Origin of the sequence: Aminobacterium sp. UBA4834 (assembly GCF_002400205.1) — a bacterium.
Taxonomy (GTDB): domain Bacteria; phylum Synergistota; class Synergistia; order Synergistales; family Aminobacteriaceae; genus Aminobacterium; species Aminobacterium mobile.
The window spans coordinates 26,919-47,698 of the sequence record NZ_DHFC01000014.1 but is presented as its reverse complement, the minus strand read 5'-3'; the positions used below and the strand labels follow the sequence as shown (position 1 = coordinate 47,698).

Genomic DNA, 20,780 nt, shown 5'->3' with positions numbered 1-20,780 from the left:
TTTATAACCTTAACACTATACAAATATAGGAGGGCAAAATGGTGAATTATAACCGTTTCCAAAGGCTGGTAGAGTTATTGAACCAGAAAGAGTTAGATGCTGTTTTCCTTGCTCCTTCCTCTGATTTGAAGTATGTAACTGGATTGGATTTTCATCCAGATTCCCGCTTAAAAGGTGCCCTTATTACGAAAGAAGGGAAAAGCTTTTTCTTATGTCCTTCTCTTCTTCGGGCTGATGTGAAGAGGATTGAGGATGATATTCCTGTTTTGGAGTGGAGTGATGATGACTGGTTCCAAAATACTTTTAAGCAAGGGCTTCATTGCGTAGGCTTAACTAATTCTTCGCGAATTGCTTTCACTAGAGGGATTGAAGCATGCGATATGATTGAAGCTGTTAAGGGACTAGACATAGAGTGTGTCAATGGCTTCTCTCTTCTCGCGCCTATGCGATCCATAAAAAATAAAAAAGAACTAGAGCTCATGAGAAAAGCATCTTCTATGAATGACAAAATGATGGAAGCTGTTTCAGCCTATATTCGGCCGGGTATATATGAGAGCGATATTGTGAGATTCGTTATGAATTTCCACGAATCCCATGGAGGGTCTCCCCGTATTCCTGGCGTTAGCACGGGGCCCAACAGCGGGAAGGCTCACTATGCAAGAGATAATAACCGTGTAGTGCAAGAGAGAGATATTGTAATGGTCGATTCGGGCGGATGGTATGATGGATATAGTCACGATATGACGAGAACTTTTTTTGTTGGAACTCCAACAGATGAGCAGAGAAAGATCTATGAAATTGTTTTAGAAGCTCAACTTGCGGCAGAGGAGAAAGTTCAAATTGGCGCTATTCCAAGAGATATTGATAGCGCAGCTCGAGATATTATTATGAAACATGGGTATGGTGAAGCGTTTAATCATCGTTTGGGGCATGGGATAGGCATGGATGGCTATGAGGCCCCCTATATATCTCAAGGAAATGATTTCCCCCTTGTGGAGGGGAATTGTTTTAGTATAGAACCTGGAATTTACCTCGAAGGTACGTTCGGAGTTCGTATTGAAGACCTTATGATGTTGACAGAGTCAGGTAAAGAAATCATCACATTGTTTCCTAAAAAACTTATTATCCTATAATTCAATTGTGAAGGGGCGGCGATCTTTTTTGGCTTCTGAAATCCTTCAGAAATCATTTGATTTAAAAGAATATATTGTTCAGATAAAACGCAAAATACACCGAGAACCGGAGCTCAGTATGGAAGAAGTTGCGACCACAATTCTTGTTCAATCTGAGCTAGAAAAAATGGGAATAGAGATGGTTCCTCTTGGTTCAAATGTGGGAGTTTTAGGCATTATTGAGGGGGAGAAAAAAGGGGGAGGGAAGGTTACGGCACTTCGCGCAGATATGGATGCTCTCCCAATTCAGGAAACGACAGATGTTCCAGATAAGTCTATTGTTCCCGGTATAATGCATGCTTGTGGCCACGATTGCCATACAGCCATGCTGTTGGGCGCAGCTAAAATACTTGTAAATATGAAAGACCGATTTTCTGGAACAGTGAAGCTGCTTTTTCAGCCAGCGGAAGAAAACCTGGATGGCTCAAAATATATGATAGAACAAGGTGTGCTTGATAACCCCAAGGTCGACTATATTTTTGGTATTCACGGGCATTCCTTTTATAAAGTTGGCGAAATAGCCCTGAGAGAAGGAGCATACATGGCTTCCTCTGATTTCTTTACAGTTAAAATTATTGGAGCAAGTGGTCATGGAGCGTATCCTCACCGCACGGGTTGTGACCCTATATTGGCTGCCTCAAATGCTGTAATGGCCATTCAAAGTATCATCACTCGGCAAATTGATGCCCTCGATAATGTTGTGATCTCTGTTTGTGAAATTCATGGCGGTACAGCAAAGAATATAATTCCGGAAACAGTAGAATTTTCGGGGTCCGTAAGATGCCAGAATATGGAGACGAGAAATACAATCGAAAAACGTATTCATGACGTTGTGCAGGGAGTAGCTTCTAGTTATAAGTGTGAAGCAAAGCTAGATTATCATTATGGAGTTCCACCTCTGACGAACTCTCCAGAAGTAGCAGCGATTGTTCGAGAAAGTGCTCAGAAACTAGTCGGAGAACAGAACGTAAAATATATTGATATTCCGGCAATGGGTTCCGAAGATTTTTCTAGATATCTAGAAGTTGTTCCAAAGGGTGTTTTCGCTCGTTTGGGCCTATGTGATTCCCAAAATGGTGCACCTGTTTTTCATAATGGCAGCTTTGTTTTCCCAGAAGAAGCTCTTCCATATGGTACAGCTTTATTTGTGCAGTTTGTTCTTGAGGCGAATCGATAGAATAAATACGTTACGGAAAAAATTCTTTTTTGAAATATTATTATGAATTTATGTTTTATTACGAAAAAATTGTTATTTATTTGCAATAGAGTATCAATATGTTTTTTAGGTTGACCAGTGCCCTTTCAGATGGTAATTTTAATCTTGGTCGACCAATTAATTGGCCAAGATGGGGGAAATGCGTATGCCAGAAGAGCAGAGGCACAACACCAATCTTCAAGGGAAATTAAAAGACACTGTTATTCGTCATATTCGAGAGCAGGTTTTTGAGAAAAAATCGTTGCACTGTGGAGATCAAATTAATGAAAGAGAGCTTTCTCGTACTTTAGGTGTGAGCAGGTCCCCTGTTCGCGAAGCTTTGAATGAGCTGGAAGAACAGGGGTTAATCTACTCAATCAGATATAAAGGCTGGTTTGTTTCGACTTTCCGAGAAGAAGATTTTTTTGAGATCAATAAGTTGCGTGTCCTTTTGGAACACACTCTTCTGGAATCTGTTATTGTTGAAGGAGGACCAAGCAAGAAAGATATAGAGCAGCTCGAAGTTCTCAATAAAGAACTATACGAGATTATGAACAGTCCTGATTTGGGAGATAAAAAGGCATTCGAGTTCGCTGAGAAGGAGATGACGTTTCACTCCTATCTTTGCTCTCTTGCCCAAAGCGATTGTTTTTGGACTAAAAAGATGCTTAGAAATCTTTTCTATCAAATTCGTTGTTCTTTCGACAGATGGCTTTATAAGGACTGGCAGATGAAGGCTAGCGTTGCAACCCACGACATGATTATTCAATGTCTGAAAAGAAAAGAGTTAGAAAAACTGCGAGCCTTACTATTTCGAAGGTTAGGGAGAGAGGCTGTTATTTCTCCAGGCAATCAACGTAATACAGAGTGATAAAATTCCATATCATAATTGCTTCTCTTTTTTCCACAACGTCACGTAGTGGTAAAGAAGGGCCGGGAATAAAGAAGAGATGGCGATGGGAGAGATTATTAAGAGAAATCTCTCCCATTTTCTTTTTTCCTATTTTTATTCTTCCAGACGGAAAAGAGCGTCTTTAAAACATTCAGTAAGGGTTGGATGTGGATGTATGGTTCGGGCTACATCCCGTGCCGTCATCCCTTGTGCTACTGCTAAGGATGCCTCGCCAATGAGAGAGGAAGCTTCGGGCCCCGCGATGTGAACACCGAGAAGCCGCCCATTTTCTTTAGAGGCTATGACTTTGATAAACCCGTCTGTCTCATTAAGAGCTTGGGCCATTCCATTTCCTAAGAAATAGGCGCGGGCCGTTTTTATAGGAATATTACGTGCCTCAGCTTCATCCTCGGTAATGCCAGCTACAGCAATCTCTGGGTCTGTAAAAACACACCATGGAACGTGATCTGGATTAATAACATATTCTCGGCCAAGAATGTGTTCTATGGCAGCTAAAGCATGATATTCTGCCAGATGGGCCAGCATCATTCCACCGGTTACATCACCGATGGCATAAACATCAGGTATGTTTGTCTGCATATGTTTATCCACGGTAATCCCTTTTTTGGAATAGTTTATGCCACTTGTCTCAAGGCCGTACCCATCAAGAATAGGAATCATACTTGAGGCGAGGAGGAAGCGGTCACAGATAATCTTTTCAGCTCCTTTAGGAGTTGTTCCATAAAGAGCTATATGTCCTTCTTCTCGAACGGCTTTTTCTGGGGTGAAGTAATCAACCATTTTGATCTTCATCTTTTTGAGAGACTGGATAAGCTTTTTCTTTATGTCTTTATCTGAACGACGCAAAACTTGATCAGAATGTTTCAATATCGTTACTTCTCGTCCCATTCGACGAAGAAGAACAGCGAGTTCTACTGCGATAACGCCAGCTCCTATTACTGCCACCGATTTAATATTTCCGCATTCAGGATATTTCCAAAGTTCAGGATACGTTACAGCATAATCTCCAGTAATAGCTTCCGGTAAATTGCTGCCCTCGAAGGCCATAGCCAGAGATCTGGCCCCGGTAGCTATAATAAGATGTTTCCCTTCTATAAGGTGTTCCCCATCTGCTGTCTGAACCTTTACGACCTTTGTTCCTTCAACATTCTGTAACGTACCTGTTCCGTGGACTACATCCACGCCAGACATACGCATAAGTGTAGATATCCCTTCCTGCAACTTCCCTACAATCTGTTCTTTATGAGCCCACATTTCTTCAACAGATCCGTGCCCGCCAACAATGCGAGCATAATAGGCTTTTGTGGGTATGCAGCCTCTGTTGAGGCATGTTCCACCAAGTCGATCTTTTTCGATCATAGCTGTTTTCAAACCGTTTTTGGCAGCGAGCTCGGCGGCCTTATTTCCTCCAGGACCCCCACCAAGGACGATTACATCGTACATAAATCCACCTCCTGCTATTTCCCATGAAAGAAAGGGACCCGGTAGAGAAATATTCCTCCGGGCCCCTTTCGCTTCGTGTCTCTTATTATTCTTCTTCAGGCTGCCAGCGGAGCACGGGCTTTCTGGCAGCTTGCGTTTCGTCAAGCCTGGAAACGATAGTGCAGTACGGAGCGTCCTTGAAGCATTCAGGCTTCTCTTCAGCTTCCTTAGCTATAGCGAGGAGAGCTTGTATGAATGCATCAATTTCTTCTTTGCTTTCTGTTTCTGGTGGTTCTATCATTATGGCTTCTTCCACGAGATGTGGGAAGTAGACTGTGGATGGGTGGAATCCATAATCCATCAGTCTCTTTGCCATATCAAGAGTAGACACTCCAAATTCATTATGCTGCTTTTTCCCCGATAAAACAAACTCATGTTTGCATATCCTATCGAAATCAAGAACAAAATCTTTTTTGAGCATCGCCTGTGCGTAATTCGCATTAAGAACGGCATTTTCTGCCACTGCTCTTAATCCATCTGGCCCCATAGTTCGAATATACGTGTAGGCTCTGACCAACACTCCAAAGTTGCCGTAGAAAGAACGTACTTTCCCTATAGAAAGAGGTCGGTCGTAATCGAAGTCATACGTATTATCGTTGTTCTTCACCACTAATGGAGAGGGTAAGAAAGGAACGAGTTTCTCGCAAACGCCAACTGGACCTGAGCCAGGCCCCCCTCCGCCGTGAGGTGTACTGAAAGATTTATGAAGGTTGAGGTGTATAACATCGAATCCCATATCGCCAGGTCGAGCTTTTCCGAGAATAGCGTTCGCATTTGCTCCATCATAGTAAAGAAGGCCACCTGCGTCGTGAATGATCTTCGCAATTTCTAGGATATCTTCTTCAAAGAGCCCCAATGTGTTGGGGTTGGTGAGCATAATGCCGGCGATTTCGTCAGACATAAGGGCTTTTAGAGCTTCAATATCCACATTGCCCCGTTCGTTGGATTTTACTTCAATGACTTCGAATCCGGCCACAGCAGCTGATGCAGGGTTTGTCCCATGAGCCGTATCAGGTACGATCATCTTCGTTCTCTTCGTATAGCCACGATGCTGGTGATAGGCTTTGATGATCATATTCCCTGTGAGTTCTCCATGAGCTCCTGCTGCAGGCTGTAGGGAGACGGCTTTCATTCCGGTGATCTCTGCCAGCATCTCAGAAAGCTCGTATATGAGAGCCAATGCCCCCTGAACGGTTTTCGTATCCTGCAATGGATGTATCTCAGAGAACCCTGTAAGTTTGGCCATGTCCTCGTTTAGTTTGGGGTTGTACTTCATAGTACAGGAACCAAGAGGATAGAGCCCCTCGTCTACAGCGTAATTTAACTGAGAAAGACGAGTAAAGTGACGTACCACGTCGACCTCGCTTACCTCGGGAAGATCTGCTTCCTCTTTCCTCAACATGGCGTGAGGAATAATGCTCTCGACGTCTTTTTTAGGTACATCTAGCTTTGGAAGAGAGTATCCTTTACGCCCCGGCACGCTTTTCTCAAAAATGGGCGGTACAAGCCTAATCATGCCTTATTCCCCCCTTGCGATCCGGGCAAACCGGTCAATTTCATCACGAGTTCGTTTCTCTGTGACTGCAACAAGCCAAGAGTTTTCGAGCTCAGGATATTCTCGGGACAAGGAGTATCCGCCAATGAACCCTTGCTCGAAAAGACGCTTGTTGAGAGCCTCTGGTGTTTCCGGGCAAATTACGGCAAATTCCCGGAAGAAAGGTGCATCGAAAAGAGGCTTGAATTTTTTATCTTCAATAAGAAGATCGCGAGTGTAAGCAGCTTTTTGCAGACACGCTTCTGCTACTTCTCGAAGTCCTTTTTTGCCCATGAGACTCATATAAATTGTCGCCATAACAATATTTAAGTTGTGGTTAGAGCAGATATTTGAAGTGGCCTTTTCGCGCCGAATGTGTTGTTCTCGAGCCTGAAGGGTCAAGACGTAACCTGTTTTCCCATTTCGGTCCAGAGTTTGTCCTACAACACGTCCGGGGATTTTTCGCATGTATTTTTTGGTAACAGCAAGGAAACCAAATCCAGGGCCACCAAAAGACATAGCATTCCCCATGGGCTGTCCATCACCAATAACTGCATCTGCTCCAAAAGTTACAGGAGGTTCTAAAAGGCTAAGAGCCATAAGGTCCGTAGCTACAGCAAAGAGAGCGCCAGCATTTTTTACAATCTCCCCAATACCTTTCAGGTCTTCAAGAGCTCCGAAGAAATTAGGAGTTTGAACGAAGACAGCTGCAATGTTATCAGAAAGATGTTTTTTTAGATCGTCCACATCAAGCTGCCCATTTTTGAAACCTATTTCCGTTACTTTGATATGTTGATATGGAGCATATGTTTCAAGTACTTTTTTACTTTCAGGATTTGCGGAACGAGCTACGAGCACTTCGCTTCGTTTTGTAGATGCAGCAGCCATAAAAGCTACCTCAGCCATGGCTGTAGCTCCATCATACATGGAAGCATTTGCCACATCCATACCCGTAAGTTCACATATCATAGTCTGATATTCGAATATGGTTTGTAGAGTTCCCTGGCTTACCTCTGGCTGATAAGGAGTGTAGCTGGTTAAAAACTCCTGCCTGCCAGCCAGATGATTTACCACTGTGGGTATAAAGTGGTCATAAACCCCAGCTCCAAGAAAACAAGCGTAGTCCTGAGCATTCGCATTTTGCGCAGCCATAGAAGATATCTGGCGAGAGAGCTCTAGCTCAGAAAGGGCTGAGGGAATATTAAGATTTTTACCCAACCGAATCGACTCTGGTATATCGGCAAAGAGACTATCTATAGAAGACACTCCGACAGTTCGAAGCATCTCTTGCCGCTGTTCTTCTGTATTTGGAATAAACCGTGCCATATATTTACGCCCCCTCTTGGGTTTCGAGGCTGTCACACAGCTTCTTATAGGCCTCCCAGTCTAAAAGGTTATCAAGTTCGGACGGATCGGACATTTCCAAAACAGCAATCCAACTTGCATAGGGATCTTCATTCACAAGTTCAGGAGAGTCTTCCAGTTCAGAGTTGCTTTCAACAATAGTTCCGCTTACTGGAGAGTAGACATCGTTCGCGCCCTTAACAGACTCGACTACGCAGAAGTCGCTTCCAGCAGATACCTCTGCTCCTTCTTCAGGAAGCTCTACATAAACAATGTCGCCCATAGCGTGCTGAGCATAATCTGTAATACCAATTCGAGCCTTACCGTCTTCTACTTTTACCCATTCGTGAGTCTCTGTGTACTTCAGTTCTTTAAGCACCTTTGCCATTATTCTAGACCTCCTTTTCTCTTTTACCGTTTGTAGTGTTTTTGATAAAAAGGTTTTTTTACCTTTTTTGCTTTTTTCTCTTTACCGTGAATAACGATAAGCATCTCTTCTTCATTAGCTGCATCGGCTTCCACTAGAGCAAGGGCGATACTTTTCTCAAGACTTGGGGAATAACCACCAGTAGTAACCCTTCCAATGGTCTGCCCTTTCGCTCTGACTTCATAATGTTCCCGGGGAATTCCCTTGTCTACCATTTCAAGAGCTACTGTTTTACGAGGAACTCCCTTTTCTTTCATCGCAGCGAGACAATCTCTCCCTATGAAAGCGGTATCAAGTTTTACAAAGAATCCTAATCCTGCTTCAAGAGGAGTAATATGAGCCCCGAGCTCATGTCCGTAAAGAGGCAGTCCAGCTTCGAAGCGAAGACTATCTCTGCAACCAAGTCCTGCCGGAAGAATTCCGAACTCTTTTCCTGCTTCCATGATGGCATCCCACACCTTAGGGCCATCATTCCACGGTACGTAAATTTCGAAACCATCTTCTCCTGTGTAGCCTGTTCGGGAGACAAGGGCCTTGGCTCCCGCTACGTCCACATTTTCTACAAAGCGAAAGAAACCGAGATCCTTGGGATCGAACTTCGCAATTTTCGCAAGGATTGCTTCTGCTTTGGGGCCCTGAAGAGCAACCTCGCTATATTGCGGAGAAAGGTCTTCCACAGAAGCTCCCTCTCTTACATGGTCTTGTAGCCACATAACATCCTTTTCTGTGTTGGAAGCGTTGATAACGAGGAAATAATTCTCTTTGGAAACTTTGTAGATCAAAAGGTCGTCTACAACTCCTCCGTTGGGGTAGCACATGAAAGTATAGATGACCTGTCCTTCTTCCATAGCGGTAACATCGTTGCTCATCATGTACTGAAGCCATTCCTCAGCCTTAGGACCCGTAACCCGTACCTCTCCCATGTGTGAAACATCGAAAATACCGGCTGCAGATCGCACTCTCCGATGCTCTTCGACTATTCCTGCCTCGTAATGGACAGGAAGTTCCCAGCCGCCAAAATCGACCATTTTCCCATTATGGGCTAGGTGCTTTTCATATAGCGCTGTTTGTCTCACAACCTCACCTCCATGTCATGTTAAAACATCTTGGCCCACTCTGTTTCAAGCCAAGTTGCCAAATCGTCTACTTCTTGGGGAATAGAACCTTTATAGTCTCTTCGCAATGCCTGTGCTAAATCAGTTCCATTAAGAGGAATGCCCTGGAAACAGGGAGCCAAATTGGCAATAAGCTCTGCATCCATCGCATCGGAATAGACGACACTGCGACTCACGTTTCCTCCCTGAACGTGAAAACCTACTTGTACGTGCCCCCACTCAAAACGATGTTCCAATTCCACATCAAAGTCGGGAGTACGACCATAAATCCATGATGCGCTTTGATATTTTTCATAAAGCTTCTGCATGGGGAGTGTATGACTGAGTTCTTCCAGTGATAATTCGTTGCCTTTCCCGCCATATTCTGCAAGAAAAGCTGTTTGTAAGGCTTCTTTGAGTTTCGGAATTGTTAAAGAAGAATTTATCTCTTTTAAGTTAATGACGCGAGAACGCACTGAATCTATCCCTTTAGCCTGGAGTTTCGCGGTAGGTGGCTGAAGATAACGAGCCATTCTCTCTATGTCCACATCAACTAAGAGTGTTCCATGATGGTAGCGACCAGCTTTCCCCATATAGAAAGCATTTCCTGAAAACTTTCGTTCGTCCACGAAAATATCGTTTCTACCACCGAAATACGCAGGTATATTCAGTAACCGAAGCCCTGCGATAATAACCTTAATTTGTCGAATAAAGTCATAAGTAAGGGGAGATGCAAGAAAGGTAAAGTTCAGATTCCCAAGATCATGATAAACAGCACCCCCACCGGAGAGGCGCCGAGCTAATTTCCCATTTTCCGCTGATAGGAGAGTTGTTCTACATTCCTTCCACGCATTCTGATTCCGTCCTATTACCACAGTATGCTGGTTTTGCCAAAGATACAACATCACTCCACGGTCAGCTACTTGGGAGAGGAGATATTCCTCAAGGGCTAGGTTCATCCATGGGTCGAAAAAAGGAGATTCGGCGAGAAAAGTTTTCACGTTCGACACGTTCTACGGCACCCCCTGAAACAAAAAGCCCCAGCTTATTTCCTTTTTTGAGGCCACGCTTTGAAGCTCCCGACCACTCAACCAGGACTCGCTTTTTTGCGACATTTTGGGGCTCAAGGTATTATGTTATTTAAGATACAAACTACTTAGTGCAATGAATAACTTAAGTCTATCGAATATTGAGTTAAAGTCAACGTGCAGAACAGTAGAAAATAAATTCAGAATTAACGGGCAATTCATGGAACGTATCCTATGATGATTATATGCTATAGTGAAACTATATGGTCATATGACAAGCTATTTTCATGAATGTTAATTATACTACAAATACATGAGGTACAGTAAAAAGGAGGAACGTGCTATATGAACAGGAAGTTAGGGTTGTTTATTTCAGTGCTTCTTCTATCGTTGGTCTGCATTTTGCCCTTGCAGGCTTGGGGCGGAGACCTTGTTGTCTATTCAAGCGTCGATGAGGAAAACGCTCGTCACCTTCTTGAGTCGTTTTCACAAGATACTGGTGTGAAGGTCCAGATGGTTTTTCTGTCTTCAGGGCCAGCTTTGAGCCGTATCGAGGCAGAAAAAGCGAACCCTCAGGCTGATGTTTGGTTTGGAGCCCCTAATGAGAACCATATTGTGGCTAAAGATCGAGGTTTGACTCAGTCATACCTTTCTCCCGAGGCAGCAAATCTGGCTTCTAATTTTAAAGATGAGGAAGGGTATTGGCATGCTTTTTATATGAATCCTATAGGGATTGGTGTTTTGCCGGATGCTCTGGAAGAAGAGGGAATTTCTATTCCGAGTTCATGGGAAGATCTTAAAAACACAAAGTTAAAGGGAATGATCCAGATGCCTTCTCCGCAGGCTTCTGGAACGGCATTTGCCATTATGATGAATCTTATATCTATTTACGGTGAAGATGGTGCCTTTGAGTATATGAAAGCTCTTAATCCTAACATTCAGACCTACACCCAGAGTGGCACAGGCCCCAGCAAGAACTTAGCCATAAAAGAAGCAAAAGTAGCCATTCAGTTTACTCCTGCTTTCTTGAAACTTGTGGATGAAGGCTTCCCAGCAAAAGTAATATTCCCTGAAGAAGGGGTTGGGTATGAGGCTGCGGCTCTTTCCATTTTGCAAGGAGCTAAAAACATAGACGAAGCGAAGAAACTTGTAGATTGGATTCTGTCGAAACAGGGACAACAGGCTTTAAGTGAGAACAAAACTTATTTCTTCCCTGTGCGAAGCGATGTATCGGCAGGTGCAGGTTTGCCGGCTCTCGCAGAGATCAAATTGGTGGACTACGATAGAGAAGCTGCGGCTAAAGATAAGGATCGCCTGATTGAACGTTGGGTAACAGAGGTCCTTGGACAATAGTCTTTGTTAAAAATTACAGGGGTCGGGAGCTTTCTCCCGCCCCTTTTTTCAGGAGGTCCTTTTATGGTGCCTTTTCGACGAGCTCGGCGTGAATTGCAGTTGCTCTGGCGAGATCCTCTACTCGCTTTCCTCGTTGCTCTTGTTGCAATTTCCTTGCTTATATTTGTGTTGTATCCTCTCATTTCTGTCCTTTTAAAAAGTTTCCAAACTCAGGCGGGTGTTTTTTCTTTCGCTAATTACCGACGTTTTTTTACGTTCCGTTATTTGCGGAGCGCTCTTGTAAATAGCCTTTTAGTGGGTTTCTTTACAGGAATTATAGGAGTTTTCATTGGGTATATAGCTGCTTTTACTGTTACTCGTACGGCTATCCCTTGTAAACGGCTTCTTCATGTCCTTTTTATTCTTCCTATTATTTCCCCTCCTTTTACCAGTTCTCTATCCATTCTTATGTTATTCGGTGCCAATGGACTGGTCACGAAGGGTGTTTTGGGGTTGAAAAATTTTAGCATCTATGGCTTTAAGGGAGTATTGTTATCTCAGGTCTTTACTTTTGCTCCAGTCGCATACCTTACTCTTCGTGGTGTATTAGAATCTCTCAATCCTACCTTGGAGGATGCAGCGATGAATGTCGGGGCTTCTCGATGGCAGACTTTTATTAAAGTTACTTTTCCATTAAGTTTGCCGGGGATTGCGAGCGCTTTTCTCGTTGTTCTTATTGAATCCCTCGCAGATTTTGGGAACCCTCTGGTTCTTGCTGGGAGCAGATTTCCCATGCTCTCCACTCAGGCCTATCTCGAAATTACAGGCTCCTTCAATCTGCCTTTAGGAGCTGCACTTGCTGTAGTGTTGCTTATCCCGTCTATTACTGCTTTTGCTGTTCAGCGTTATTACCTTGAGAAACGACAATATACCACGGTTACTGGCAAGCCTGTCTCTTCCTCGTCCAAATTAGTGAGCCGTGGGGCAAGAAAATGCCTTCAGTCTTTTGTGATTGTTTTTGCCTCTCTCGTCTTGCTTTTTTACGGTACTATCTTCTTGGGAGCTGTAACGCAGGTGTGGGGATATGATTTCTCCCTTACTTTTAAACATTTTGCCTATGCTTTAGGGGTAGGCTTCGGTGCCATTAAAGATACTCTTGTTGTAGCTGCTTTAGCTACACCTGTCTCTGGATTGTTGGGGATGCTCATAGCCTTCATGGTTGTTCGCTTGACCTTTCCCGGAAAGGGAGCATTGGAATTCCTTTCTATTTTGAATTTTGCAGTACCTGGGACGGTGGTGGGCATTGGGTATATTTTAGCCTTCAACAAAAAACCAATTCTTCTTATTGGTACCCTCGCCATTCTTGTTTTAAATTTTATTTTTCGATATATTCCAGTTGGGATCCAGTCTGGAGTTGCTGTCTTGAGACAAATTGATCCCACTATAGAAGAAGCGGCGCGAAATTTAGGCGCAGACGGTGTTACGACATTTAGAAAAATTACTCTTCCCCTCATAGCACCGGCTTTTTTCTCCGGGCTTGTCTTTGCCTTTGTAAGAGCGATGACAGCTATTAGTGCTGCTATTTTCCTTGTTTCTGCTCGATGGAATCTCTTGACAGTTCAAATACTTAACGAAGTGGGATCGGGGAGATTGGGAGTGGCAGCAGCCTTTAGCGTTATTTTGGTCGCGATTGTGCTTTGTGCCATTGTCGTGATTAGCCGGCTGGTGCTTGGCCGATCTGGCGGTATTAAAGCGATGGAAATTTCGAAGGAGCTGTAAATCATGGAACTTCGCATAGAGAATCTGGTGAAGGAATTTGGTAGTTACGATGATCCGGCTAGCCGTTTCTTAGCGGTGAATCATGTCTCTCTTCATGTTAAAGAAGGAGAGCTTGTAACGTTATTAGGTCCTAGCGGTTGTGGCAAAACTACGTTACTTCGAATGATCGCTGGTTTTGAAGATCCTACAGAGGGAGATATTTTTTTCGGAACGAAAAGAGTTAATGATGTAGCGCCTAATCATAGGAATGCCACTATGGTCTTTCAATCGTACGCTATTTTCCCCCACCTCAATGTATATGAAAATATAGCCTTTGGGCTTCGTCTCAAAGGACAGTCTGACCAAGAGGTGGAGAAGAGAATGAGGCAGGTGCTGGATCTAGTAGGACTAGCTGAGTTAGAGCGCCGCCAGCCTAATCAATTGTCAGGGGGGCAACAACAACGAGTAGCTTTGGCGAGGGCTATTATTATGGAGCCACAGCTTCTGCTTTTCGATGAGCCCCTTTCCAATCTTGATGCGAAGTTGCGAGAGCAGATGCGTATCGAAATTCGAAGTCTCCAGAAGCGCCTAGGTATTACGAGTGTTTATGTTACTCATGACCAGGCTGAAGCAATGAGCATCTCGGATCGTGTTGTGGTCATGAACCAAGGGAAAATTGAACAGGTGGGAACTCCTCAGGATCTTTATGCAAAACCAGCCAATATATTTGTGGCAGCTTTTATTGGCAAGGTCAATTTTATCCCAGCTACTGTTCTAGACGAAAATACAGTTCAGATCGGAAATTCTGCAGTGCATATAAAAAGCGTACCCCCTCAAAGCAGGCAGGGGGAAAAAGTTTTGGCAACAGTTCGGCCAGAAGGTATCTTTCTTCGTCGTGATACTGCGGGGGACGGGAACGGAGTGGTTGTTCGGCGTACGTTCTTAGGAACCATTATTGAATATGAAATAAAAACGAATAGTATGAAAGACTCTATGATCGTTCATATGGTGAATCCTCTTACTAACGACTTCTTCCAAGTAGGAGAATCAGTAGCGTATCTTTTCAAAAAAGGAGCTCTTCATTTGCTGAGATCGGAATAATAAATGGTTCACGGTTACTCTTTTTGATTAATTTAATATCTGGCAAGAAATGGCGGCGCATTTTTCATAGCAATAATGTAGTTCCCTTGTATTTCCCCTTATATGTGCTAGAAATTTACCTTGCACATATTAAATTCAGAAGTTCTTCTGAAGGAATAGCTACAAAGTATTTGTTTAAGGGAATGGGGGCCAAACGTTTTTTAAGAGACGCTTCTTCATACTGGCAATTTTCAAGTTTTTTTTCGAGTTCCCCGATATTTTCATCACCGAAAAAGTCGCCATATATTTTACATGAAATGATAATGCCGTCTTTCACGTTGAAATAGATTTCTACTTTGCCAGCCTTGAAGCGGTGGCTTTTTTTTTCTGTAAATTGAGGGGACTTTCCCCAGTTCCATGCCCAAGTACTATATTTTTGAGTCGCAAGGTCTTCTATGTTTTTAAAATCTTCATCAGAAAGCTCGTATTTTTCAATTCTTTGAGTTTTGCTCATTTCTTCAATAACAGATAATTTAAACTCCTCCATAGTCATTGATATAGGAAGCCATGGTTTTATGTTTGTCACTCTGCTTCTTACAGACTTGGCAGCCTTTGATTGAAATTTGCTCTCGTCTACCTGCAAAGCGCGGGAAAGAACCTCCAGGTCCGAGTTGAAAAGTAGCGTTCCATGATGTAGCAATCGATGATTATCCATGTGCTGTGCGTTTCCTGAAAATTTTTTCCCACAAATTGTAAGGTCATTTCTGCTGTTAAATTCTGCATCAACTCCCAATCCTTTCAAAACATGAATAATAGGGAGGGTGTATTTATGAAAGTTAAAAGAAAAATCCGTATCATTAGGAACAATCAAAGAATAATTAAGATTCCCCAGATCGTGATAGACGGCACCTCCTCCTGTAATCCGTCGCACTACATGGATCCCTTGTTTTTCAACGAACTCGGCATTAATCTCTGCTGCTGTATTTTGGAACCGTCCAATTATAATTGCAGGTTTATTTTGCCAAAGAAGCATGAACTGTTCCTTGTAGCGGTTTAAAAGAGAATAAATATATTCCTCAAAGGCCAGATTGAAAAAAGGGTTCGTATTGTTATTTTCTATATAAAACATAAGGTTCCTCCATTATATAGGCCCAAACGAGTATAAAAAAATTGTCTTTATCTGACCTTAAAGGGGCATGTTCAGTCCCTCATAATGTTCTATTATTTTTTTTAACTCTGTCCCGTATTCTGCCTGGTGACAGACATGTGCCAAGGCTTGAGCGAACAAAAGACCTTTGATTACAAAAGGATCGGGTGTTAAAGGAGAAGGAGTGACATAATCTTCTTTTTTAGGAGCATAGTAGCGATTTCTATAATGTCGAAAAGAGACTAATTCCGGGCATGAAGCCCAGACCCGAGTGAAGATGCCATAAAGTTCGAAACAATCACTAAGAGAATAATGCCCCATTTCTTTGGGCAGCTTCTCTTCCATTTCTTTTAAAAGAGCGGGAGTTTTAAGGTGAGCGACAGCTTTTATTTTGGCTTCATTCAGTCTAGGCCATTTGAAAAGAGAAGAGTTTTTGGGATTGGGGATAGCACACCAATTTGTTAATCCAAGCATAGAACACCACCATTTCCACTTTCGTACTGTTTCTGGAGGAAGGAAAGAGGTATCGAAAGCGAGATTATGCACAACCACGCCTGTTATATGCCATCGCTCCCAAAAAGAGTACAAGCTGAGCAAATCGTCGAGAAAGTAAGGGGGATAAGATCCTGTTTGACGAAACCAGTATATTCGATCAATGGTAAGGCCATGTATGCGTTCTGTAGCAGGGTCAGGTTTTTCGGTCGGGTAATAGAATCGATTGAAGAAGTCCAGTATTTGCCCCCTATCATCAAAAATGATAGACGATGCGGAAACTACCGAGCTTCCCTTCATTCCATTTGTTTCAAGGTCGAACACGGCAAAGTTCATAGGCAACGCTCCTTTGAAAGGGTAATTGTAAATTTTACCATTTCTTTTACCTTATAGTAAGAGATGCCATATTTAAGAAAATGAAATCTCGAATGAGATGATAGAATTACTTTGATTCAACTATCTATCAGGGGGTTTACGAAATTCTATGGCAGATATTTTTACTTTAGAGCAGCGTGTAGATAAGTGTCGCCTCTGTTCTTTATGGGAAGAGCGTCATCGCATAGTAGTAGGAGAAGGTTCCCCTTGTAGTAAGGCTATGCTGGTAGGGGAAGCGCCAGGAGCCAGGGAGGATGAGATGGGGCGACCTTTTGTGGGCAGGTCTGGAAAATTTCTTAGTGAACTCATGAAAGAGGCAGGGGTATCTCGGGATTCTTTCTATATTACTAATATGGTTAAGTGTCGGCCCCCAGAGAATAGGAAACCTAAGGAATGTGAAATAGAAGCATGTCGAGCTTTTCTGGAAGAGCAGATTCTTTTTTTTGCTCCTGATCTTATCCTTACGGTGGGGAATACACCGACCCAGTGGTTCCTTAATACAAAAAAAGGGATGACTGCTCTTCGTGGTCAATTCTATCCATGGAAATTTCAGGGACGATCTCTCTTGATCCGCCCTCTCTTCCATCCCAGCTATCTTTTAAGGAATCGATCCAGAGAGGAAGGACATCCCCTTGCCCAAACTCTTTTAGATTTGCAGGAAGTAAAAAAGTTCTTGGGAAAGTAGCCTCTTTTTTGCTTTATGAAAGGTTGTAAGCTGGAAAATTTTATGAAAAGGAGCTGATAGGCGAAACACTCCCAAATGTCCTGTCAGCTCCTTTTTCTTTGCTTTATTTATTCTCGATAACGATACGTCCTTCTTCTTGGAAGGTTACACCACCTATATGGCGAATGTATTGAGCTAAACTTTCTACATCCCCAAGGTGGGTGTCGTAGGCTGTTGGGGCGGCCATTTTTAACACGTAATATTTATCTCCTCCAAGTCCGACCCAGTCGTTTGTAGTGATAGTATAGATAGAAGCACTTTCCAAGGGGGACCAGGTTCCATCAGAGTTCTCTACCTGTACATCCACTACTCGTTCTCCTACAGAAATGCGTTCTCCATCGTTATTTATAATAGCTGGTTTGCGACTTAAATCGTATGTAACTTTCAAACCAGAAACCTGGAGGAACCCGCCAGAAGGCGTACGGAGGTTCCCATCGTACTCTTCTCCTTCTTTAATGAGGGCTGAACCGGAAATCTCGAGGATATCTCGAATCTGTTCACCAGTGAGAGTAAATCGAATGAGAGTATTCCCATAGGGTAAGAGTTCGTACAAGGTTTTGTAAGAAACTTCTCCTGCAGGGTATACCTTATCTCCTCGAATACTTCCACCGTTCATAAGACCTATTTGAGTTTGTCCGTTCCACCGTAACGCATCGGCTATGAAGTTTCCTATGCCAGCTTCTCTCTGACGAACTGCCGCTTTTGTAGCATCAGCATCTTGGTTCATCATGCCGATAGGTTCTGAAAGTTGTTCGTCAAGTTTTTGCTGGAAGGGGTTTACGAGAATGGATACCCGGCGATCCAGGGGGATAGATGCGACAAGTTCTCGAGCCTTCCATTTGGAGTTATCTGTATCGAGGGCTCCATTTTTTACGGAAACATTTGCCACCCCAATGTATCGACCCATAGATCCTGCTTGTGCGATCATGGTTTTCCAGCCGTCAGGTCCAGTAACAATTTCCGGCGTTTCCAGTAGTGTATGAGTATGTCCACCTGTAATGATATGAATGCCCTTTACAGATTCTGCTATAGCTCGATCGGCATATATCCCAGTGTGGGTCATGGCTACAATAACGTCACAATCCTCTTTTTGCAGAAGGGAGACCATCCGCTTTGCTTCAGCAACTAAATCTTGTCCTACAGTGAAGTCCCGGCTTCCACTTGTTACAGAGGCGAGTTCTGGAGCGATAAGGCCGAAGAAACCTACTCTCAACCCGTTAGCGGCTTCCTTGATAACGTAGGGATGATATAGATTTTGGAAAATCGATAATTTTGTGTGAAGGTTTGCCACTGTAAATGGGAAACGAGCGTAACGCATGACATCCTCCAATACGGAGGGACCTAAGTCAAACTCATGGTTCCCCAATGTACCCACATCTATGCCGGCTAGATTGAGAGCTCGTATTTCTGCCAAGCCTTTAAAGAAGAAGAAAAGGGGGCCCTCGTTAATATCTCCCATTTCAAGAGCAAATACGTTGCCAGGGTCTTGCCCTTTCTCTTTGTGTATAACAGTAGATGCCCGTGCTAATCCACCAACTTCAACTTTTACTTTTTCCCCATTCACAGTTTGACTGATAGTGTATGGATATATGTGGCTGTGAATGTCGTTGAGAGTCAAAAGAGTGACGGAACCATCTGCCGCAAAGGCCCCAACAGCGAGGATAAGGACGAGACAGAATGCGAGCAAACCTCTGCCAAACCGTTTCCTCATATTCCCTACCTCCCTTTATTTTAGTATTTAAGGCAAGAATAATGAAATATTTATAAAACAGAACTGTGGATAGCTTTATTTATATTCTTCTACAACTACTTTTCCTTCGATGATCTCTTTCGTGACCTCGTCAAGTCGGTCTCGTACATCTTGTGGAACCAGCTTTAGAGCACTTTCAGGCCAATTTAACCCAACGCCGTTATTTTTCAGGTCATAAGAGACAACCTGGCCGCGAGGGTAGTTGTTGTCAAGTTTTGCTTTGATAAGGTCGAAAGCAGCGTTGTCAAGACGTTTTAACATGGAGGTCAGGACAACTTCAGGAGCCAGATGTTCTTGCGGAGAATCTACTCCTATCGCATAGAATCCAGCCTCTTTAGCAGCGGCTATGACACCTTCTCCTGTCCCACCAGCAACCTGGAAGATAACATCGGCTCCGTTATGGTATTGGTTGAGAGCCATTTCCTTCCCTTTGGCTGGATCTGACCAGCTACCCACAAAACCTGTCAAGACTTTACAATCGGGATTTACATATTTGGCACCTTGTTCATAACCTACAAAGAAATTGTGGATGACGGGGATATCTTCTCCACCTACAGCACCAATAATGGCTTCTTTATTCACATGGGGATCATTTTCTCTGGTAGTCATTAAGGCGGCCAGAGCCCCAGCGAGGAAGCTCCCTTCATTTTCCTTAAAGTCTACATAAGTTACGTGAGCTGTTTCTCCTGATACATCAAAATAAGCGAAGTCAGTATTGGGGAATTCAGGAGCGACCTGTTCAATGGCATCCATGAATTCAAAGCCCACTACAAAAACAAGATCAAAATTCTTTGCTGCTGTTGCTAAATAAGGAACGTAGTTTGCAGGGTCAAAATTACACTCTACGACCTTTCCGATAATGCCTAATTCTTTTTTAGCCCGTTCCAATCCAGCATTAGCGGAATCGTAGAAAGAAGCGTCTCCCAGCTTGTTAGCAATAACCAAAGCTACTTTCAACGTATCAGCCGCAGCTGCAACGCCGGCAAGACTGCTAAAAAGAAGCACCCCTGCCAATAGTAAACACCACACCTTTTTGTTCATTTCCCATCACCTCATCTGTTTATGTTTTGATCAGGCTTCCTGTGCCTGTTTCATCCGTTTCCAATTCTTAAAAATTAAGGCAACAATAACCAGTATATAAGGAAGCATAAGGGCCAAATGGCTGGAAAAACCGAAGGATTGAAGTTCAATGCCGAGTGTCTGGGCCGCCCCGAAAAGGAGAACCCCAACAGTGGTCCAAAGTAGATTCCCATCCCCAAAAATAACAGCTGCCACTGCTAGCCAGCCTCGCTCAGCGCTCATTCCGCTTACGAAAGCTACTAAATAGGAAGTGGAGAGAAAGGCTCCTGCTAGACCTACCATAAGACCATTGATGGCGAGGGCTTTGAAACGGATCTGGATAGGAGAGATGCCAGCCGCAGAAAGAGCCTCTTCATTCTCTCCTGTGGCTTTGAGCCTCAGCCCAAAAACAGTTTTTGAGTCTATAAACCAGAAAACGAAAAAGAGCATGAGCGCAACAACGATAATAAGAGAGAGATCACCAAGCCAAGGAACATTAATGTCGGGAATACGTACCATGCTGGGATCTCTAAATCCACCTTTGACGTGAAAAATACTTTTCATCAAAAGGATAGAAAGGCTGTCGGCTAAAATGTTTAGAGTCATGCCTACAACCCATATGTTAGCACGTAGAAAAACACAGAGAAGAGCAAAAATCATGTTGAAGAGGAGACCAGCGGCCATGCCAAAAAGGATTCCTATGATCCAGCTTTGAAAAAAATAGTTACCAAGGACTGCAAAAAAAGCCGAGATAAGCATGGCTCCTTCTTGGCTTATATTGAGCACTCCTGTTTGTTGTGTCCATGTCCCTCCAAGAGCGGTGAGAAGAAGGGGAGTGGACATCCTAATAGTAGCCCTGATAAAGTCTATCATC

The 20,780-nt window shown here is 43.4% G+C and carries 18 protein-coding genes; 7 read left to right on the top strand and 11 right to left on the bottom strand.

Annotated features, from left to right (window positions below):
• The first annotated feature begins 41 nt into the window (after window positions 1-41).
• The 3 genes from B3L97_RS04905 to B3L97_RS04895 all read left to right on the top strand — a co-directional run bounded on the left by B3L97_RS04905 (window position 42) and on the right by B3L97_RS04895 (window position 3,238).
• On the top strand, window positions 42-1,133 hold the full coding sequence (locus B3L97_RS04905) for a M24 family metallopeptidase (RefSeq protein WP_286934437.1): 1,092 nt from the start codon (window positions 42-44) through the stop codon (window positions 1,131-1,133).
• Between the two features lie 28 nt (window positions 1,134-1,161).
• The gene (locus tag B3L97_RS04900) at window positions 1,162-2,349 is read left to right on the top strand and encodes a M20 metallopeptidase family protein (protein WP_286934436.1); all 1,188 of its coding nucleotides are present in this window, start codon (window positions 1,162-1,164) and stop codon (window positions 2,347-2,349) included.
• A gap of 184 nt (window positions 2,350-2,533) precedes the next feature.
• Window positions 2,534-3,238, top strand: coding sequence for a GntR family transcriptional regulator (locus B3L97_RS04895; RefSeq protein ID WP_286934435.1), 705 nt, complete (start codon window positions 2,534-2,536; stop codon window positions 3,236-3,238).
• 135 nt (window positions 3,239-3,373) lie between these two features.
• Here the strand turns inward: B3L97_RS04895 and B3L97_RS04890 are convergent, their stop codons facing one another.
• The 6 genes from B3L97_RS04890 to B3L97_RS04865 all read right to left on the bottom strand — a co-directional run bounded on the left by B3L97_RS04890 (window position 3,374) and on the right by B3L97_RS04865 (window position 10,171).
• Window positions 3,374-4,723: a dihydrolipoyl dehydrogenase family protein gene (locus B3L97_RS04890; protein WP_286934433.1), complete on the bottom strand. Its 1,350-nt coding sequence runs from the start codon at window positions 4,721-4,723 to the stop codon at window positions 3,374-3,376.
• 85 nt (window positions 4,724-4,808) lie between these two features.
• Window positions 4,809-6,278, bottom strand: coding sequence for an aminomethyl-transferring glycine dehydrogenase subunit GcvPB (gene gcvPB / locus B3L97_RS04885; RefSeq protein ID WP_286934431.1), 1,470 nt, complete (start codon window positions 6,276-6,278; stop codon window positions 4,809-4,811).
• Window positions 6,279-6,281: 3 nt separating this feature from the next.
• A complete protein-coding gene (gene gcvPA, locus B3L97_RS04880) occupies window positions 6,282-7,622 on the bottom strand; it encodes an aminomethyl-transferring glycine dehydrogenase subunit GcvPA (protein ID WP_024821639.1) in 1,341 nt (446 codons plus the stop codon).
• 4 nt (window positions 7,623-7,626) lie between these two features.
• Entirely contained in the window at window positions 7,627-8,028 is a 402-nt protein-coding gene (gcvH, locus tag B3L97_RS04875; RefSeq protein WP_024821640.1) for a glycine cleavage system protein GcvH, read from the bottom strand.
• Window positions 8,029-8,051: 23 nt separating this feature from the next.
• Window positions 8,052-9,143 carry a glycine cleavage system aminomethyltransferase GcvT gene (gcvT, locus tag B3L97_RS04870; protein ID WP_024821641.1) on the bottom strand — a complete coding sequence of 364 codons (1,092 nt, stop codon included), beginning with the start codon at window positions 9,141-9,143 and terminating at the stop codon, window positions 8,052-8,054.
• A gap of 20 nt (window positions 9,144-9,163) precedes the next feature.
• Window positions 9,164-10,171 (bottom strand): lipoate--protein ligase, encoded by a 1,008-nt coding sequence (locus B3L97_RS04865; RefSeq protein WP_286934430.1) that lies wholly within the window; start codon window positions 10,169-10,171, stop codon window positions 9,164-9,166.
• Window positions 10,172-10,534: 363 nt separating this feature from the next.
• Between B3L97_RS04865 and B3L97_RS04860 the strand changes: the two genes are divergently transcribed.
• The 3 genes from B3L97_RS04860 (at window position 10,535) to B3L97_RS04850 (ending at window position 14,380) form a co-directional block, all read left to right on the top strand.
• A complete protein-coding gene (locus B3L97_RS04860) occupies window positions 10,535-11,542 on the top strand; it encodes an ABC transporter substrate-binding protein (protein WP_024821643.1) in 1,008 nt (335 codons plus the stop codon).
• 63 nt (window positions 11,543-11,605) lie between these two features.
• On the top strand, window positions 11,606-13,300 hold the full coding sequence (locus B3L97_RS04855; protein ID WP_024821644.1) for an ABC transporter permease: 1,695 nt from the start codon (window positions 11,606-11,608) through the stop codon (window positions 13,298-13,300).
• Between the two features lie 3 nt (window positions 13,301-13,303).
• The gene (locus tag B3L97_RS04850; protein WP_286934413.1) at window positions 13,304-14,380 is read left to right on the top strand and encodes an ABC transporter ATP-binding protein; all 1,077 of its coding nucleotides are present in this window, start codon (window positions 13,304-13,306) and stop codon (window positions 14,378-14,380) included.
• A 115-nt stretch (window positions 14,381-14,495) separates the two neighbouring features.
• Here the strand turns inward: B3L97_RS04850 and B3L97_RS04845 are convergent, their stop codons facing one another.
• Window positions 14,496-15,488 carry a lipoate--protein ligase gene (locus B3L97_RS04845; protein WP_024821646.1) on the bottom strand — a complete coding sequence of 331 codons (993 nt, stop codon included), beginning with the start codon at window positions 15,486-15,488 and terminating at the stop codon, window positions 14,496-14,498.
• Between the two features lie 57 nt (window positions 15,489-15,545).
• Entirely contained in the window at window positions 15,546-16,334 is a 789-nt protein-coding gene (locus B3L97_RS04840; protein WP_286934412.1) for a hypothetical protein, read from the bottom strand.
• 148 nt (window positions 16,335-16,482) lie between these two features.
• Here B3L97_RS04840 and B3L97_RS04835 point away from each other — a divergent pair, with 148 nt between their 5' ends.
• The gene (locus B3L97_RS04835) at window positions 16,483-17,058 is read left to right on the top strand and encodes a uracil-DNA glycosylase (protein WP_286934410.1); all 576 of its coding nucleotides are present in this window, start codon (window positions 16,483-16,485) and stop codon (window positions 17,056-17,058) included.
• Window positions 17,059-17,161: 103 nt separating this feature from the next.
• Here the strand turns inward: B3L97_RS04835 and B3L97_RS04830 are convergent, their stop codons facing one another.
• From B3L97_RS04830 to B3L97_RS04820, 3 genes are all read right to left on the bottom strand, one after another.
• Window positions 17,162-18,808: a bifunctional metallophosphatase/5'-nucleotidase gene (locus B3L97_RS04830; protein WP_286934409.1), complete on the bottom strand. Its 1,647-nt coding sequence runs from the start codon at window positions 18,806-18,808 to the stop codon at window positions 17,162-17,164.
• Between the two features lie 75 nt (window positions 18,809-18,883).
• Window positions 18,884-19,888, bottom strand: a complete 1,005-nt coding sequence (locus B3L97_RS04825) for a BMP family lipoprotein (protein ID WP_024821650.1) — start codon at window positions 19,886-19,888, stop codon at window positions 18,884-18,886.
• Between the two features lie 30 nt (window positions 19,889-19,918).
• A complete protein-coding gene (locus tag B3L97_RS04820; protein ID WP_286934408.1) occupies window positions 19,919-20,779 on the bottom strand; it encodes an ABC transporter permease in 861 nt (286 codons plus the stop codon).
• Window position 20,780 lies beyond the last annotated feature (1 nt).

Bases quoted from the DNA above. Each gene is read 5' to 3' on its own strand.
- B3L97_RS04845 (WP_024821646.1), bottom strand. From the start codon at position 15,488: ATGTTTTATATAGAAAATAACAATACGAACCCTTTTTTCAATCTGGCC.
- B3L97_RS04840 (WP_286934412.1), bottom strand. From the start codon at position 16,334: ATGAACTTTGCCGTGTTCGACCTTGAAACAAATGGAATGAAGGGAAGC.
- B3L97_RS04895 (WP_286934435.1), top strand. From the start codon at position 2,534: ATGCCAGAAGAGCAGAGGCACAACACCAATCTTCAAGGGAAATTAAAA.
- B3L97_RS04830 (WP_286934409.1), bottom strand. From the start codon at position 18,808: ATGAGGAAACGGTTTGGCAGAGGTTTGCTCGCATTCTGTCTCGTCCTT.
- B3L97_RS04820 (WP_286934408.1), bottom strand. From the start codon at position 20,779: ATGATAGACTTTATCAGGGCTACTATTAGGATGTCCACTCCCCTTCTT.
- B3L97_RS04825 (WP_024821650.1), bottom strand. From the start codon at position 19,888: ATGAACAAAAAGGTGTGGTGTTTACTATTGGCAGGGGTGCTTCTTTTT.
- gcvPB (WP_286934431.1), bottom strand. From the start codon at position 6,278: ATGATTAGGCTTGTACCGCCCATTTTTGAGAAAAGCGTGCCGGGGCGT.
- B3L97_RS04835 (WP_286934410.1), top strand. From the start codon at position 16,483: ATGGCAGATATTTTTACTTTAGAGCAGCGTGTAGATAAGTGTCGCCTC.
- B3L97_RS04850 (WP_286934413.1), top strand. From the start codon at position 13,304: ATGGAACTTCGCATAGAGAATCTGGTGAAGGAATTTGGTAGTTACGAT.
- gcvH (WP_024821640.1), bottom strand. From the start codon at position 8,028: ATGGCAAAGGTGCTTAAAGAACTGAAGTACACAGAGACTCACGAATGG.
- gcvPA (WP_024821639.1), bottom strand. From the start codon at position 7,622: ATGGCACGGTTTATTCCAAATACAGAAGAACAGCGGCAAGAGATGCTT.
- B3L97_RS04855 (WP_024821644.1), top strand. From the start codon at position 11,606: ATGGTGCCTTTTCGACGAGCTCGGCGTGAATTGCAGTTGCTCTGGCGA.
- B3L97_RS04860 (WP_024821643.1), top strand. From the start codon at position 10,535: ATGAACAGGAAGTTAGGGTTGTTTATTTCAGTGCTTCTTCTATCGTTG.
- B3L97_RS04890 (WP_286934433.1), bottom strand. From the start codon at position 4,723: ATGTACGATGTAATCGTCCTTGGTGGGGGTCCTGGAGGAAATAAGGCC.